This is a genomic window from Pseudomonas graminis, assembly GCF_013201545.1.
Lineage (GTDB): Bacteria > Pseudomonadota > Gammaproteobacteria > Pseudomonadales > Pseudomonadaceae > Aquipseudomonas.
On record NZ_CP053746.1, the window covers coordinates 3,133,606 to 3,149,675 of the forward strand.

13 protein-coding genes and 1 tRNA gene are annotated in these 16,070 nt (G+C 60.3%); 5 read left to right on the forward strand and 9 right to left on the reverse strand.

Annotation, left to right across the window (positions count from 1 at the left end; translation table 11 throughout):
* Positions 1 to 20: 20 nt before the first annotated feature.
* From FX982_RS14050 to FX982_RS14060, 3 genes are all read right to left on the reverse strand, one after another.
* Positions 21 to 347 (reverse strand): Arc family DNA-binding protein, encoded by a 327-nt coding sequence (locus tag FX982_RS14050; RefSeq protein WP_065986187.1) that lies wholly within the window; start codon positions 345 to 347, stop codon positions 21 to 23.
* 428 nt (positions 348 to 775) lie between these two features.
* Positions 776 to 973: a PA3371 family protein gene (locus FX982_RS14055; protein ID WP_122537563.1), complete on the reverse strand. Its 198-nt coding sequence runs from the start codon at positions 971 to 973 to the stop codon at positions 776 to 778.
* A 72-nt stretch (positions 974 to 1,045) separates the two neighbouring features.
* A complete protein-coding gene (locus tag FX982_RS14060) occupies positions 1,046 to 1,294 on the reverse strand; it encodes a hypothetical protein (protein ID WP_172611252.1) in 249 nt (82 codons plus the stop codon).
* A 286-nt stretch (positions 1,295 to 1,580) separates the two neighbouring features.
* Here FX982_RS14060 and FX982_RS14065 point away from each other — a divergent pair.
* Positions 1,581 to 1,652, forward strand: a tRNA-Arg gene (locus tag FX982_RS14065).
* 86 nt (positions 1,653 to 1,738) lie between these two features.
* Here FX982_RS14065 and FX982_RS14070 read toward each other — a convergent pair.
* From FX982_RS14070 to FX982_RS14085, 4 genes are all read right to left on the reverse strand, one after another.
* Positions 1,739 to 3,316: a sensor domain-containing diguanylate cyclase gene (locus tag FX982_RS14070; RefSeq protein ID WP_172611253.1), complete on the reverse strand. Its 1,578-nt coding sequence runs from the start codon at positions 3,314 to 3,316 to the stop codon at positions 1,739 to 1,741.
* Between the two features lie 22 nt (positions 3,317 to 3,338).
* A complete protein-coding gene (locus tag FX982_RS14075; RefSeq protein WP_172611255.1) occupies positions 3,339 to 3,935 on the reverse strand; it encodes a chemotaxis protein CheB in 597 nt (198 codons plus the stop codon).
* 205 nt (positions 3,936 to 4,140) lie between these two features.
* Positions 4,141 to 5,781, reverse strand: a complete 1,641-nt coding sequence (gene mqo, locus FX982_RS14080; protein ID WP_172611257.1) for a malate dehydrogenase (quinone) — start codon at positions 5,779 to 5,781, stop codon at positions 4,141 to 4,143.
* A gap of 378 nt (positions 5,782 to 6,159) precedes the next feature.
* Positions 6,160 to 7,800: a methyl-accepting chemotaxis protein gene (locus FX982_RS14085; RefSeq protein ID WP_172611258.1), complete on the reverse strand. Its 1,641-nt coding sequence runs from the start codon at positions 7,798 to 7,800 to the stop codon at positions 6,160 to 6,162.
* A gap of 309 nt (positions 7,801 to 8,109) precedes the next feature.
* On the opposite strand from FX982_RS14085, the gene FX982_RS14090 reads away from it, so the two are divergent.
* Together FX982_RS14090 and FX982_RS14095 are read left to right on the forward strand one after the other, a co-directional pair.
* On the forward strand, positions 8,110 to 9,714 hold the full coding sequence (locus tag FX982_RS14090; RefSeq protein ID WP_172611260.1) for a response regulator: 1,605 nt from the start codon (positions 8,110 to 8,112) through the stop codon (positions 9,712 to 9,714).
* Complete coding sequence (locus FX982_RS14095; RefSeq protein WP_172611262.1) at positions 9,711 to 10,403, forward strand: sensor histidine kinase; 693 nt, start codon at positions 9,711 to 9,713, stop codon at positions 10,401 to 10,403. Before FX982_RS14090 ends, FX982_RS14095 begins: the two co-directional genes overlap by 4 nt.
* 74 nt (positions 10,404 to 10,477) lie before the next feature.
* On the opposite strand, the gene FX982_RS14100 is transcribed toward FX982_RS14095, so the two are convergent.
* Positions 10,478 to 11,200 (reverse strand): FadR/GntR family transcriptional regulator, encoded by a 723-nt coding sequence (locus FX982_RS14100; protein WP_172611263.1) that lies wholly within the window; start codon positions 11,198 to 11,200, stop codon positions 10,478 to 10,480.
* A gap of 333 nt (positions 11,201 to 11,533) precedes the next feature.
* Positions 11,534 to 13,276 carry an IlvD/Edd family dehydratase gene (locus tag FX982_RS14105; RefSeq protein ID WP_172611265.1) on the reverse strand — a complete coding sequence of 581 codons (1,743 nt, stop codon included), beginning with the start codon at positions 13,274 to 13,276 and terminating at the stop codon, positions 11,534 to 11,536.
* A 230-nt stretch (positions 13,277 to 13,506) separates the two neighbouring features.
* On the opposite strand from FX982_RS14105, the gene FX982_RS14110 reads away from it, so the two are divergent.
* Both FX982_RS14110 and araD1 read left to right on the forward strand, forming a co-directional pair.
* Entirely contained in the window at positions 13,507 to 14,823 is a 1,317-nt protein-coding gene (locus FX982_RS14110) for an MFS transporter (RefSeq protein WP_172611267.1), read from the forward strand.
* Positions 14,824 to 14,874: 51 nt separating this feature from the next.
* On the forward strand, positions 14,875 to 15,867 hold the full coding sequence (araD1, locus tag FX982_RS14115) for an AraD1 family protein (protein ID WP_172611269.1): 993 nt from the start codon (positions 14,875 to 14,877) through the stop codon (positions 15,865 to 15,867).
* Positions 15,868 to 16,070: the final 203 nt, after the last annotated feature.

The window sequence follows — 16,070 nt, forward strand, 5'->3', positions numbered from 1 at the left end:
AAGTCTCTGGCTTGCGCGACTTATTCGTCGTCGTTTGCCAGGCTAGTGTCATGTGCAATCAGGGAAACCAGCGCGTTTTGTTGGCGATGAGCCAACTGACGGAAGCGCTGCAACAGCTCACGTTCGTGGAGCGAAAGCTCCGGGCTGTCCAGACGCAGACTTGGCTCATCACCCAGCGCGCCTTCTTGAATCAGACTCTGCTCAATACGCGCAATGATTTCCGAGTTCATGCTGCGGTGGTGCTGTTTGGCGACGTCCGCAATACGCTCGCGCATGCCTTCCGGTAGACGAACTACGAACTTGTCAGCTGTGCGACTGGAATAATTGGCCTGTTTCATAGGGCTCATATATTTAACCGAATTAGTTCAAAGAGAGAGGCGGTTCTTGCATTAGGCCGCGAGATGTCATGCTCTGACTGTCTTTTAGACGAAATGTTCAACCAGCCCGCATAAAGGACCGACATCCTGCATCAATGCGTCGAATCCTTGGCGTCAAATGTGTGACAATATTGAACTAGATAAAGGCTTTTAGCCAGCACCAATTATCCGAATTGCGTGCTGGTTTGCAAAGTGCGATCGCTAGCGGCCTGATGGTACTGGGCCTGCGCCGTGATGGCTATCTGTCTCCAGCGTAGTGGGAGAATAAGCAAAATACGAGGAGGGAGTGAATAAAAAGACGAAGGGTCGGCTGCGGCGTGACCGTTTTGCATACGCCTCAGCCGCCTTGGAGACGGCGATTAACCTTGAAAGCAGACCAGCGTGGGGCTGGCGAGGCGTCAGGGCTTGGCTTGCCGCAAGATCGGGTCGAACTTGATGCGGCGCCCTACGAACAGTGCTGCAACGAACAGGCTGGCAAAAACGCCTGCCGCGGCTTTCGCCAAGGTGCTCATGGTTTCCATGGAGGGCACCAGTAGCTGGTCTGCGGCAAGGGCCATCAGGGCCAGGATCAGGAATGAAATTGCTGCTTTGGACATGGTTGCTCTCTAATGGGTGCTCTCTGGAAGAGAGCTCATCGAACTCTTTGAAACTACCGATCAGCGATTTTTTCAGAATACCCAACGGTCCGGGCGGTTAACGGGTACCGCCTCTTCACTGTCATTAGCCAGAATAGCTTCTGTACCCTGGCTCGGCATGGCTGCGAACCTGGGAGCTTGCTGCATGAGGTAATGAGGCTGCGCCTGTACGGCGAAGCTCCCTGACCGGACCGCCTCTGACTTGCTGCCATCATCCTGGAAGTGGAAGGCGACCAATGCGACGAGCGCGGCAGCGTTAAGCAGGGGCAGGGTCATGTTCATCTCGGGTACCTTCGCAGGGATGGCGTACAGAGGGGTAATTTGCGAAGAAAAGTATTGCAGCCTGCATGCCAATCTCGAAGACGAATAAATTCGATATAAATCAATAGCATACGGCGAATTTAGCGGATTGTAGGGTTGCGTTTTGCAATATGGCCTATTGCCGTCGTTGCATTCTGCACGATGGCCCTTCGATGTGACGGACAGCCAGCGGCCTACAGCTCCCGTTGATAATGACGACATGACAAGCATGCGCCTTGCCGTTAAGATGCACGCCGTCCGTTTTAGTGTCCTCTTAGTTCAACGGATAGAACGAGCCCCTCCTAAGGGCTAGATGCAGGTTCGATTCCTGCAGGGGACATATCTGATCCACTTCCATTCCCGCCAGAACACCGTTCCTTCCCGGTAACGCGTCCCGGCCGCCGGCCATTCAAACCCATCTGTCATTCATGCCTGCGTGCTCGCTTGAGCGTGCTGATCTGCATACCAGCGATTGCGACCATTATTTTTCGCGTAGTAGAGATAGGCATCCGCCGCTTTGATCATGCCGGCGGGGGTCGTGTCTTCCTGCGCAGGAAACCTGGCTGTGACGCCAGCGCTTGCGGTGACGATTTGCTCAGGATGATCGGCATGTTCCAGCGCGAGTCCACGGATGGCCTGCAGGATGTCCTCCGCAAGACGCCCTGCACCGTGGATGTCGGTGTCCGGGAGCAATATCGTGAATTCCTCGCCACCGTAACGAACGGCGAGGTCCGCAGGGCGTTTCAGCACGCCGCTGATGGCCTGAGCGACCTGCTGGAGGCAGTCGTCACCCGCGCCGTGGCCGTAGCGGTCGTTGAAGCGTTTGAAGTAATCGATGTCGAGCATGATCAGGGCAAGTGGGTAGCGCTGACGTTTCGCGCGCCCGATTTCGCTGTGGAGTGCCATGTCGAGGCGCCGCCGGTTGCCCAGCCCGGTCAGGCTGTCGGTCAGTGCCATGTCTTTGACCGCCTGGTGGGCGAGGCGTATTTCACTTTCCATGGCCATGCGGCGGCGCAACTGAGTGAGTACGATGAAGGCAAATCCGATAAACCCGGCAACCAGAACCAACAGCACGAGTCCGGACTTGAACAGGTCGCGACGCCACGGCCCTACGAAGGATTCTCTCGACAGCCCCGCTTCGACCACCAGCGGGTAGCTGGACAGGGCGCGGTAAGCGTACAGCCGGTACGTGCCGTCCACGATGGCTTTGACTTCCGCGACCCCTTCGTCGGCGGTCGGCAGGTAGCGTTTGAATATCTCGCTGTCGGCCAGGCTTTGCCCCACCATCGAATCCATGAAAGGGCGCCTGATCAGGATAGTGCCGTCGCGCATCGCCAGGACCAGCGCACCACGATCATCAATTTTGAAGTCGCCGTAGTAATCCATGAAGTAGCTGAGCTTGATGGTTCCCAGCAGCACGCCCGCGAACGAACCGTCCGGGTTATTCAGCCGTCGGGAGACCGGGATAATCAGCTCGCCGGTGGACCGGCTCTTGACCACGTTGCTGATGCGCACACGGTGATCGGTATGGGTCCGGTGATAGTTAAAGTAATCTCGGTCTGCATTGTTTGCAGTCTCCGGGGTGATGTCTTTGTCCGTGACGATCCATCGACCGTCGGGGCCGTAGATGAACAGCCCGTGGAGCTGAGGCATGAGCCTCGATTGCTGTACCATCAGGGCGTGAATGCGCGGAACGTTGATATTGGCCAGGCCGTCGCCTTCGACCCGCTCACCCAGAGCGTAGGTCAGGATGTCGACCTGCCTGATGGCGTCCTCAGCGTGCTGCGCCGTGGCACGGGCCAGATTGCTGACCGAGTCCCGGGCGAAGTCGTACGCGTGGTTGTAGTCGCGCCAGGCGCGCCACCCCTCGACCGAGATGAACGTCAGCAGCACCAGAATCATGAACGCAAGGGTCAGGCGAAACACCGCCGTGTTGCGCCCCGGGCCCAGGTCCAGCAGATCGAAGGCGCCTGACGGCGGTGGATGCTGTTCGCCTCCTGGCATGCTCGCGGTCTCCTGTGATAGGTCAGCTGTGGACGCTGCCGACCGCTTTGATCAGCGCGTCTGCCATTTCTTCCGCACTCAGTTGAGGGCTCAATATGGTTTTTCGCATCGTCTCGATCGGCATGCTGGGCACCGGCGCCTCCTCGGGGCGCTGGACAAAACTCAATCCGCCGGCGTTCTTGACCGCTACCGCACCCTCCGCACCATCGGAGTCGCCGCCTGACAGCACCAGACTGATCACTCGCTCGCGAAAAACCTCGGCAGCAGTGGTGAACAGGCGATCGGCGGCAGGACGTGCGAGGTGCAGCTTGGGTCCGTCGTCGAGATGAATGATCCCGGGGGAGACGATTTCCAGATGCCGGTCAGGAGGGGCGAGGTACACACGGCCAGGCAGCACCGGCTCGCCTTCCTCACCATAGCCTACAGGCAGCGTCGAGTAGCGACCGAGCACTGAGGCCATGTAGTCCGGACCTGAGGGGAGCGTGTGAATCACGATGAGCACTGCAGCGGAGAAATCCGCTGGCAGCTTGGCGAGCAGGTGCCGCAGGGCTTCGGTCGCGCCTCGTGAACCTGCGATGACGACGACGTCCCTCAGCACGTGTGTATTTGTGGCGTCCATACCTTTCTCCCTGACTGGTTCTACAGGATGGACCCGACGCAAGCGCTTGCCGTTCCCTTTTACCTCATCAGCGGTTGCCGACGCTCTTCAGGCAATCCGCAAGGCCCTTGGGCGGGTCAACAGGCAGTAAAGAAGCCACGAGACGCGGAGTCTCGTGGCTTTCGTGAACGGCTGCAGCGGAATCGATGCAAACGGTCAGGCGTGCTTACAGCGCCATGTCGCTGGCGGGCTTGCTTTCAGCAGGCTTGCCCGGCGCAGCAGTGCTGGTGCCGACGCTCGGATCGAGCACCGGCGGCTTGCCCAGTTGCAGCACTTCGGCGGTGTAGTTCCACTCCTGCTGAACGGCGGCTGGCGATTCATTCAGCTTGGTGCCATAGCTCGGCACAATCTGATGGATCTTCGCTTGCCACTCAGGCGTCGCGACCTGGGTTTTGAAGAGCTTTTCCAGGACGTTGAGCATGATCGGTGCAGCGGTCGACGCGCCTGGCGATGCGCCCAGCAGGGCAGCGATGGTGCCGTCCTGGGAGGAAACGACTTCGGTGCCCAGTTTCAGCACGCCGCCCTTGTCCGCGTCACGCTTGATGATCTGCACGCGCTGACCGGCTTGCCACAGGCGCCAGTCTTCTTTCTTGGCGTGCGGAAAGTATTCCTGCAACGCCTTGAAACGGTCGTCGTCAGACAGCATCAACTGACCGGCGAGGTACTCGACCAGCGGGTACTGCTCGATGCCCACTTTGGTCATCGGCCAAAAGTTGTGGGTGGTCATGCTGCTGAACAGGTCGAAGTACGAACCTTCTTTCAGGAACTTGGTGGAGAAGGTGGCGAACGGGCCAAACAGAATCACGCGCTTGCCGTCGAGCACGCGGGTGTCCAGGTGCGGAACCGACATGGGCGGCGCGCCGGTGGAGGCGATGCCGTAGGCCTTGGCCATGTGCTGCATGGCAACGGTCGGGTTCTCGGTCACCAGGAACGAACCGCCAACCGGGAAGCCTGCGTACTCCTGGGCTTCGGGAATGCCGGATTTCTGCAACAGCTTCAACGCGCCGCCGCCTGCACCGATGAACAGGAACTTGGCGTCGGTACCGGTGGTAGTGCCGTCTTTCAGGTTCTTGTATTCGACGTGCCACGAGCCGTCGTCGTTGCGGGTGATGTCGTTGACTTCGCTGGACAGCTTCAAGTCGAAGTTCGGGCGAGTCTGCAGGTACGACACGTACTGGCGGGTCACTTCACCCCAGTTGACGTCGGTGCCGATTGGCGTCCAAGTGGTCGCCAGCTTCTGCGAAGGATCACGGCCTTCCATCATCAGCGGGACCCACTTGGCGATCTGCGCCGGGTCTTCGGAGTACTGCATCGGGCGGAACAGCGGGCTGGCTTGCAGCGCGTCATAACGCTTTTTCAGGAACTTGATGTTGTCATCGCCCCACACGAAGCTCATGTGCGGTGTGGTGTTGATGAACGAAGGCGGGTTCTTCAGGACGCTCTGGCGGACCTGCCATGACAGGAACTGACGGGTAACCTGGAAGGCTTCGTTGATTTCGATGGCTTTGGAGATGTTGACCTTGCCGTCTTTGTCTTCAGGCGTGTAGTTCAGCTCGGCGAGGCCGGAGTGACCGGTGCCTGCGTTGTTCCAGCCGTTGGAGCTTTCTTCGGCGACCGCATCAAGACGCTCGACCATTTCCATCGACCAGCTCGGCTCGAGTTCATTGAGCCAGACGCCCAGGGTCGAACTCATGATGCCGCCGCCGATCAGCAGTACATCGACTTTTTTGCTTTCTGCGCCGTGGGCTTGCAGGAAGGTGGCCGAAATCGCGAGGCCCAGTAGAGCGGTGCTCGTTTTCTTGAACATCGAATCATCCAATAGATAGAAAGTTATCCGCCTGCAGCATTCGTCGCGCAACGTCCTGCAGTGCCGGGCGCCAGTGTGCGGCGCGAACGTCAGACAGGCTTCGCTCTCGGAAAACGAGGAGGAAGGGTCAAGAGGCCAGTGAACAGGTCGACCTCGTGTTCTATGTCCCTCGGTGCTGTGCTTTTTATTCGATCATTGGAATCAGCAGCTTGAGTAAACATCATCCACCGCAGAACCTGGTCATCAGGCCCATCCCCTGCGGCGGGCGGGGATTGTACCCGAAATGTCATTTTCGACAAATCGGGTGTCAAATTAGTCAATACGCCATTTTGTCTCAGGGTGGCGATTAGCTGGCCGGGCGCCGAAACGCCAAGCCGGTTACAGGGTGAATTTGCCCACCATGGCGTGGAATGACACGGCCAGTCGCGACAGCGCCTGACTCGACGCGCTGGTCTGGTTGGCACCCGCGGCGGTCTGCGTCGACAGGTCCTGGATGTTCACCAGATTGCGGTCTACTTCGCGAGCCACTTGCGCCTGCTCTTCCGCGGCGCTGGCGATGACCAGGTTGCGTTCGTTCATCTGGCTGACGCCTTCGCTGATGCGTTCCAGTGCGCGGCCGGCCTCGGTCGCCAGCGACTGAGTGTGCACGGCGATTGCCTGACTCTTGCCCATGGCCTGTACGGCTTCGTCGGCGCCATTGCGCACCTTGGTGATCATCGACTCGATTTCGCCGGTGGAGGTCTGAGTGCGGTGGGCGAGGGCACGTACTTCGTCCGCCACCACCGCAAAGCCTCGGCCCTGCTCGCCGGCGCGGGCGGCTTCGATGGCGGCATTGAGCGCCAGCAGGTTGGTCTGCTCGGCGATCCCGCGGATCACGTCGAGCACTTTTGTGATGTCGCGGATCTGCCCGGCCAGCGCTTCGACGCGTTGGGTCGAGTCGGTGATTTCCACGGTCATGGTGTTCATCGCGGTGACAGCCTGTTGCACTTGTTGCTGGCCCTTGATGGCATCTTCGGAGGTCTGCGCAGACACCTGCGACGCGCTGGCGGCGTTGCGCGCCACTTCTTCCACCGCAGCGGTCATCTCGTTGACGGCCGTGGCGGCTTGCTGGATTTCATCGTTCTGACGCATGAGCCCGCGGGTGCTGTCGTCAGTGACCATGGTCAGTTCTTCAGCGGCGGACGCCAGTTGGTCCGACGCGGTGGCGATCTGCTGAACCGTGCCTTTGAGGCTGCCCTGCATGTTGGACAGCGCCTTGAGCAACTGACCGGTTTCATCCTGGCCGCCACCCTGGATGGACTGACTCAAATCACCCGCCGCCACCCGGGTGGCGCTGGCCACCGATTGGTAAATAGGCCGGGTGATCATTCGCGTGACGATCAGCCCCAACGTGATTGCGCACACCACCGCGATCAACGAACCGATGATCAGCGTCCAAGTGACCTGCTTGTCCGTTTCAACCCCCGCCTGTGCCTGTTCGTTGGCCTGACGCATGTTGGATTCGATCATGAGTTTCAGTTCACCCATGGTCTTGCGATAGCTGGGCGTCACGCTGGTGGCCGCCAGTTTGCTGGCTTGCTCCAGGTCGCCGCTCTGCGCCACAGACAGCGCATTGAGGGCGGCGCTGATGTAAGCGGCCCAGTCGCGTTCGAAGTCATCGCCTGCGGCTTTTTCATCCGGATCAAGCGGCGTTGAGCGATAGGCCTTGAAGTCGGTCTCGGCCTGGGCCTGATTTTCTTTCAGTGACTGGATCGCCGCGTTGATGTCGTCCGGGTTGGCCTTGAGGGCGCTCAGTCCGATGGCCTTGAAAAAGTCGCGGTTGGTGGCGATGACGTTGGCCTTCACCGAATCGACTTTGGCGATCGATACCAGATTGTCGCTTACCGTGTTTTCAAACAGCTCGTAAAGCCGCGAGATACCGCTCTGACCCAGCACGCCCACGACCACGGTGATCAGCGCACACAGGCAGAAAGCCGAAAGGAGCTTGGTCTTCAATTTCAGGTCGGTCAGCCAGGACATGGGGTGCACTCGAAGGGAATGGGTTGTTGCTGTTGGCTACGCGTTGCATGACTGGATATCGGCGGCACGCTCAAGGACTTTACCCGGCCGTGTACGCCTCTTTCGGCGTCGATGCCCCGTCAACCCGGCGCACGCCTCGTCACTTTTCCCGTGCGGCGTGCCTAAGCTTTGCCCTGCAGCCGCCGATAACTCGGACAAGCGGCGTCATGCCGCAACTCTATTGGCCGTCTCTGCCCGGACGTTGGGAACGAGACCGCCGCCCTTGCAAGTGCCTCAGGGCCGACTATTTATCCGGTGACAGGAATCTCGATGCTGGCGTGGAACCAAAAAACCTTTCTGATCGTCGACGATTTTTCCGACTTCCGCAGTTCGGTCCGCTCGATGCTGCGCGAGCTGGGCGTCAGGGCAGTGGACACTGCCGACACCGGCGAAGAGGCGCTGAAGATGTGCGCGCAGAAGCGCTACGACTTCATCCTCCACGACTTCAATTTGGGCGATGGCAAGAAAAACGGCCAGCAGGTGCTTGAAGACCTGATGACCGATCGGCTGATCAGCCATGAAAGCGTGTTCGTCATGGTCACCGCTGAAAACAGCCAGGCGATGGTGATGAGCGCCCTGGAGTGGGAGCCCGATGCGTACCTCACCAAGCCGTTCAACCGCGCGAGCCTGGCTCAGCGTCTGGAGAAGATCGTCCAGCGCAAGACCCTGCTCAAACCGATCCTGCAAGCGCTCGATCGCAGCAACCCCACCGAAGTGCTGGCGGCCTGCCTCGCGCTGACCAAACAGGACCCCCGTTTTGCGCCGCTGTGCCTGCGCTACAAGGCCGACGCACTGCGTGACCTCAACCAGCACGAGCCGCTGGAAGCCTTTCTCAAGTCGATCCTCGCGGACCGCCCGCAACCCTGGGCGTATGCGGCATTGGGCAGGCTGCTGTTCAAGCGCGGCCGCAATGCCGAAGCGCAAGCCGTGTACGAAGAAGCGATTCGCGCCTTCAACGCCATGCCAGTGTTGTACGACGGGCTGGCCGATGTGTTGGTGGCCAGCGGCGACAACAAGCGCGCCCAGAAGATGCTGGAAGAGGCGGTGCGCTTGTCGCCCTACGCCGTTCGCCGTCAGCGTTTGCTGGGCAAGCTGGCGCTGGAAAATGAGGACTTCGACGGTGCGTCCAAAGCGTATCGTCAGGCCGTTTCCCAGGGCCAGTTTTCTCGCTTCAAGGACCCGGAAACCAACCTGGGTTTTGCTCAGGCATTGATCAGCCGTGGCGGCGAGCGCGGACTGGATGCGCGCACTCGTGTGGAGATCAACCAGACCCTGACCGAAGTCGCCAAAGAGAACGGCAACGATGCCGGCCTGCAGGTGCGCGCGCGTCTGATGAAAGCCACCAGCGTCGCGTCTTCCGATCCGGACATGGCCGCCAAGCTGACCGAGCAGGCGATGGAGCGGCTTGAGGGCATGGAGCAGTTTCTCAGCGCCGATGCGGCGCTGGCAGTGGCGTCGCAGCTCAAGGCCCTCGGCCAGGAAAACGCCGGCGCGGGCATTCTGAAAAGCTGTGCCGAGATTTACGGCGACGATCCGGTGGTCATGCAGAACATCGCGAAGCAGACCGACGATCCCGAGATTCTCGGTGCGGGCAAAGCGGCTATCGACTTCAACGTTCAGGGCATTCGCTGCTACCGCGCCGGCAAGCTCGGCGAGGCGCAGGATCTATTCCGCCAGGGCCTGGCCCTGCAACCGAAGAACATCAGTATCGCCCTGAACATGGCGCAGTCGCTGCTGCACATGGGCGTTCAGAACCTCGACGCGGCGAGCTTGGCGGAATGCCAGAACAGTCTCAAGATGGTCGGCAAGATGCCAGAGACCGACCCGCGCTTCGAGCGCTTCCAGAAACTGCGGCTGAGGGCTTTCGGCGAATGAAAGATCAGGATCTCGGGCTCGACTTCTCTATGGTGATTGCTTCCACTGTCCATGACATGAAGAACTCGCTGGGTTCGTTGATTCAGGCCCACGGTCAATGGGTCAGGCAGCTTCCCGAGAACTGTCGTGGTACGCCGGATCAGGGTGTCATCGATTACGAATTCGCCCACCTGAACGGCATGCTGGTGCAACTGCTTGGGCTGTACAAGCTGGGGGTCAACCAGTTGCCGTTGCGCCCGGATTATCACGAGCTGGACGATTTCATCGAAGCACAGCTGGCCTTCCATCAGGAAGTTCTCGTCAGTCGCGGCATCTCTGCCCGCTTTACCGTCGATGCTTTCGATTTGCCGGGTTTCTTTGATCGCGAGCTGGTGGGCTCGGTGGTGTCCAACGTGGTCATCAACGCCATTCGCTTTGCGCGCAGCGAAGTGCTGATTACGGCAGGACAGGTCGGCGAGCAACTGGTGATCAGCATCAACGACGACGGCCCGGGCTTTCCCGCGCGCATGATCGAGGAGCAGACCGACTACGTGCTGGGGATCAACCAGAACAGCGGCAGCACGGGGTTGGGTTTGTATTTCGCGGCGAACATTGCCCGGCAGCATCAGCGCAAAGGCGTCCCCGGCCACATCGAAATTGCCAACGGCGGCGCCTTGGGTGGCGGGTTGTTCAGTATTTATCTGCCCTGACAACAATGACGCTGTGGGCGAATCTGTGGGAGCGTAAGCCGCCTGATGGTGGACACGGTAGGAGCGTCTGCCAATTAAAGCTTCACGCCTTTTCCGAGCACCACATTCAGCGCGTTGCGCGCATCGTCCAGTTGTACCAGCGTGGCGTGATGGGCGCCCAGTGCATCGCGGTTTTCGATGGCGGTGAGGATAGCGCGATGGCGAGGTAATGCCAGTTCGTGCAGGTTCGGGCGCTTGTTGGAATGCTTCAACGCCTCGCGCAGTGCCAGCGACAGCATGTTGCACAGGTGCGCGAGCAGGTCGTTGTGTGTAGCGTCGGCGATGCGGCTGTGGAAATCGAGGTCGGGTTGCAGCACGTCTTCGACGGTCGGCGCCGCAGCCATGCGCTCGTAGGCTTCGCTAATGGCGGTGAGGTCTTCGGGGGTCGCATGTTGCGCGGCGAGGGCGGCGGCGGCCGGTTCGATGATGCTGCGCACGCTGGTGAGCAGGGCGAAAAATTCATTCTGCGGCGAGCTTTGCATCAGCCAGTGCAGAACGTCCGGATCGAGGATGTGCCATTCGCGCCGCGGCTTGACCACCGTGCCCACCCGCGGCCGGGAATACACCAGCCCTTTGGCGACCAACACCCGCGTGGCTTCGCGCAGCACCGGACGGCTGACCGCATATTCTTCACAGAGCAAGGCTTCGGCGGGGAGCTTGTCGTCGGGCTTGAAGCGGCCCGAGACAATCTGCATGCCGATGTCCTGGACAATGCGCGAGTGCATGCTTTTACGGTCGGAGGGCTTACGGTAATCCATGGTGCGCGGGGCGATCCTGAGCGGTGAATGCGGCGCATCATAGCATTGGCGGACAATGAGGCGCGCCGCTCGAAATGACCTGAGATTGTTCGGCTGAACACCGAACCTGTGGGAGCGAGCTTGCTCGCGAAAGCTTATGTCCAGCCGCCAGAGATGCAGCGGCTGGACTGACGTCTTCGCGAGCAAGCTCGCTCCCACCAGACCGTGGCTGACTTGAGATTTCGAGCCATGCCGAGGACCTATGGGAGTGAGCTTGCTCACGAACGCTTATTTCCAGTCGTCGGCTCTCCAGTGGCTGAAAATCAGCAGTCGCGAGCAAGGCGGTGCTTTCAATTAATGCGAATGCCGTGGCACTTCCGAGCCGCGCATGCCGACCAGGAAGTCGAAATCGCAACCCTGATCCGCCTGCATCACGTGGTCGATGTACAGCTGACGGTATCCGCCTATCAACAACTGTGGCGGCGCTTGCCAATCGGCCAGGCGCGCGGCCAGTTCCGCTTCCGGGATGTCCAGGTGCAAGCGGCCGGTTGCACAATCCAGTTCGATGAAGTCACCTTCCTGCACCACCGCCAGCGGACCGCCGGCAGCCGCTTCGGGCGCCACGTGCAACACCACCGTGCCGTACGCCGTGCCGCTCATGCGTGCATCGGAAATCCGCACCATGTCGGTCACGCCCTGGGCCAGCAATTTGGCCGGCAGACCCATGTTCCCAACTTCGGCCATGCCCGGATAACCCTTCGGCCCGCAGTTCTTCATCACCAGAATGCTGCTGGCGTCGACGTCCAGATCCGGATCGTTGATGCGCGCCTTGTACATGTCGAAGTTCTCGAACACCACCGCACGGCCCCGATGCTTCATCAGCGCAGGCGTGGCGGCGGACGGCTTGAGCACTGCGCCCAATGGTGCAAGGTTGCCGCGCAGCACGCAGATACCGCCATCGGCCACCAGCGGATTGTCGATGGCGCGGATCACTTCATCGTCGCCATAGATCGGCGAGTTTTGCACGTTTTCCCAGAGCGTCTTGCCGTTGGCGGTCAAGGCCTCGGGGTGGGGAATCAGGTTGTTCTCGCCCAGACGACGCAACACCGCAGGCAGGCCGCCGGCGTAGTAGAACTCTTCCATCAGGAAGCGCCCGGAAGGCTGCAGGTCCACCAACGTTGGCGTGCCGCGACCGATGCGGGTCCAGTCGTCCAGTTCCAGGTCCACGCCAATACGACCGGCGATGGCCTTGAGGTGGATAACCGCGTTAGTCGAGCCGCCGATGGCCGCGTTGACGCGAATGGCGTTTTCGAAGGCTTCGCGGGTCAGGATTTTCGACAGGCGCAGGTCTTCGTTGACCATCTGCACCGCGCGCATGCCGGACATGTGCGCCAGTACATAACGACGGGAATCGACGGCAGGAATCGCAGCGTTGTGCGGCAACGAAGTACCCAGCGCTTCGGCCATGCACGCCATGGTCGAGGCGGTGCCCATGGTGTTGCAAGTACCGGCCGAGCGGGACATGCCCGATTCGGCGGAGAGAAATTCGTCGAGGCTGATCTGCCCGGCTTTGTAGGATTCGTGCATCTGCCAGACGATGGTGCCAGCGCCGATGTCCTTGCCCTTGTGCTTGCCGTTGAGCATCGGCCCGCCGGTGACGACGATGGCCGGGATGTCACAGCTGGCGGCGCCCATCAACAGGGCAGGGGTGGTCTTGTCGCAACCGGTGAGCAGCACCACGCCGTCGATGGGGTTGCCGCGAATCGCCTCTTCGACGTCCATGCTCGCCAGGTTGCGGGTCAGCATCGCGGTGGGGCGCAGGTTCGATTCGCCGTTGGAGAAGACCGGGAATTCCACCGGGAAACCACCGGCCTCGATCACGCCGCGCTTGACGTGTTCGGCGATGGTGCGGAAGTGGGCGTTGCAGGGAGTGAGCTCGGACCAGGTGTTACAGATGCCGATGATCGGCTTGCCCTGGAACTGATGGTCGGCGATGCCCTGGTTCTTCATCCAGCTGCGGTACATGAAGCCGTTCTTATCAGCGGTACCGAACCACTGGGCGGAGCGCAGCACGGGTTTGTTATTGGAATCGGACATAAATCAGCACTCTTATTGTTAGGGCTTATTTGTAAGACTAAAGGCTGCAGGTGATGACTAAAATAGGCCGAAAATGTCGCGAGTGGAAGAGTTGTAACCTTAAATAGTAATACTATATAGTCGATCTCGACCGAGGGACGACCCTGCCGGCTTCTTCCGCAGCAATGCGCACACGAAGGCAGAGGCGATCCCCGCAGGCTTCCATAACAAAAACAATGAGGACCGCATCCATGAGCCAGGAACTCAGGCTTATTCGTCGCATCACCCTGAAACTTATTCCCTTTCTGATCCTGCTCTACCTGATCGCTTATGTGGATCGTTCCGCCGTCGGCTTCGCCAAGCTGCACATGGGCGCGGACGTGGGCATCGGCGACGCGGCCTATGGCATGGGCGCCGGCCTGTTCTTCATTGGCTATTTCCTGTTGGAGATCCCCAGCAACCTGATGCTCGAACGCTTCGGCGCGCGGCGCTGGTTCGCCCGGATCATGCTCACCTGGGGCGCCATCACCATGGGCATGGCGTTCGTCCAGGGCCCGACCAGCTTCTACGTCATGCGCTTTCTGCTGGGCGCGGCCGAAGCGGGCTTCTTCCCGGGCGTTCTGTACTACATCACTCAATGGTTCCCGGTTCGCCATCGCGGCAAGATCCTCGGCCTGTTCATTCTTTCCCAACCCATCGCGATGATGATCACCGGCCCGATTTCCGGCGGTCTGCTGGGCATGGAAGGGGTGGCCGGTTTGCACGGCTGGCAGTGGCTGTTCCTGTGCATCGGCGCGCCGGCGATTGTGCTGACCCTGCCGGTCTTGCGCTGGTTGCCTGACGGCCCGAAAGACGTGAAGTGGATGGATCCGGTCGAGAAACAGTGGCTTGCCGGCGAGCTGAAAAAGGACCTGGAAGAATACGGCCAGACCCGCCACGGCAATCCGCTGCACGCGCTTAAAGACAAACGCGTTCTGCTGCTGGCGCTGTTCTACCTTCCGGTCACCCTGAGCATTTATGGCCTGGGCCTGTGGCTGCCGACGCTGATCAAACAGTTTGGCGGCAGCGACCTGACCACTGGCTTCATTTCTGCTGTGCCCTACATCTTCGGCATCGTCGGCCTGTTGATCGTCCCGCGCAGCTCCGACCGGCTCAATGACCGCTATGGTCACTTGGCGGTGCTATATGTCATCGGCGCTATTGGTTTGTTTCTCAGCGCATACCTGACCGTGCCGGTGCTGCAACTGGCGGCGCTGTCGCTGGTGGCGTTCTCACTGTTTTCCTGCACCGCAGTGTTCTGGACCTTGCCCGGTCGTTTCTTCGCCGGCGCCAGTGCCGCGGCGGGCATTGCGTTGATCAACTCGGTGGGCAATCTGGGCGGCTACATCGGCCCCTTCGTCATCGGCTGGCTGAAAGAACTGACCGGAAATCTGGCCAGCGGCTTGTACTTCCTTTCGGGCGTGATGATCTGCGGTTTGATTCTGACCGGCGTGGTCTACCGTGTCCTGGAACGCAAGCACGCCTTGCCCGAGTCCAAATTCGCCGCCAGCGCGCGCGGCTCTCGTTAACCTCAGGCCGCTCTCTGGGGCGGCCGTGTAGACCCCAAACAGGAGAATCCCATGCATTTAGTACAGTTCGAGCTGGGCAATGGCCAGCGTCGCGTCGGTCTGGTGGACGGCCCCCTGGTGCGCGAAATCCAGGGCGCGACCAGCACCCGTGATCTGGCCCTGGCGGCCATCGACAAGAAGATCTCCCTCGCCGAGCAGGTCGACAGTCTGGGCCTGGGCGACAACCACGATTACTCGCAGCTGCGCGCCGATCTGATGATTTTGCCGCCACTGGATCACCCCGATCCGGCGCACTTGTTGGTCAGCGGCACGGGCCTGACCCATCTGGGCAGCGCCTCGGCCCGGGACAAAATGCACCAGCAGGGCAATGACGAAGCGGCCATGACCGACACCATGCGCATCTTCAAATGGGGCCTGGAAGGCGGCAAACCGGCAGCCGGTCAGCCGGGCGTGCAGCCGGAATGGTTCTACAAGGGCGACGGCAGCATCGTCATCCGTCCGGGTGAGTCGTTCCCGCAGCCGCCGTTTTCCGAAGACGCCGGCGAAGAGCCTGAGCTGAGTGGCCTGTACGTGATCGGTCACGATGGCAAGCCTTACCGTTTGGGCTTCGCCATCGGCAATGAATTCTCCGATCACATCATGGAGCGCAAGAACTACCTGTACCTCGCCCATTCCAAACTGCGCGCCTGCTCCTTCGGCCCGGAACTGCGGGTTGGCGAGCTGCCGCAGAATCTGGCGGGCACCAGCCGCATCCGCCGCGACGGGCAAGTGCTGTGGGAGAAGGAATTCCTGAGCGGTGAGGCCAACATGTGCCACAGCCTGGAAAACCTCGAATACCACCACTTCAAATACGCCCAGTTCCTGCGGCCGGGGGATGTGCATGTGCATTTCTTCGGCACCGCGACGCTGTCATTTGCCGATGGCATCAAGACCCAGCCGGGGGACAAGTTCGAGATCAGCCAGCATGAGTTTGGCGCGCCGTTGATCAACGGCATTGCGCCGGCCGAGGCGGTTTTCCAGCCGGGTGGCATCAAGCAGCTTTGATGTCCCGCTCTTGCGGAACGCTTGAATGGCCAGGACTGCATGCGTGGTGATTCGCCGCGTTGCAGAAATCCTGTAGGAGTGAGCTTGCTCGCGAAGCGGTGATCCAGTCACTGAAAGGGGTGACCGGAATTTCGCTATCGCGAGCAAGCTCACTCCTACAGTGGCTGGCTGCTGCGCTCGATACGACACCCATAAAAACAAAA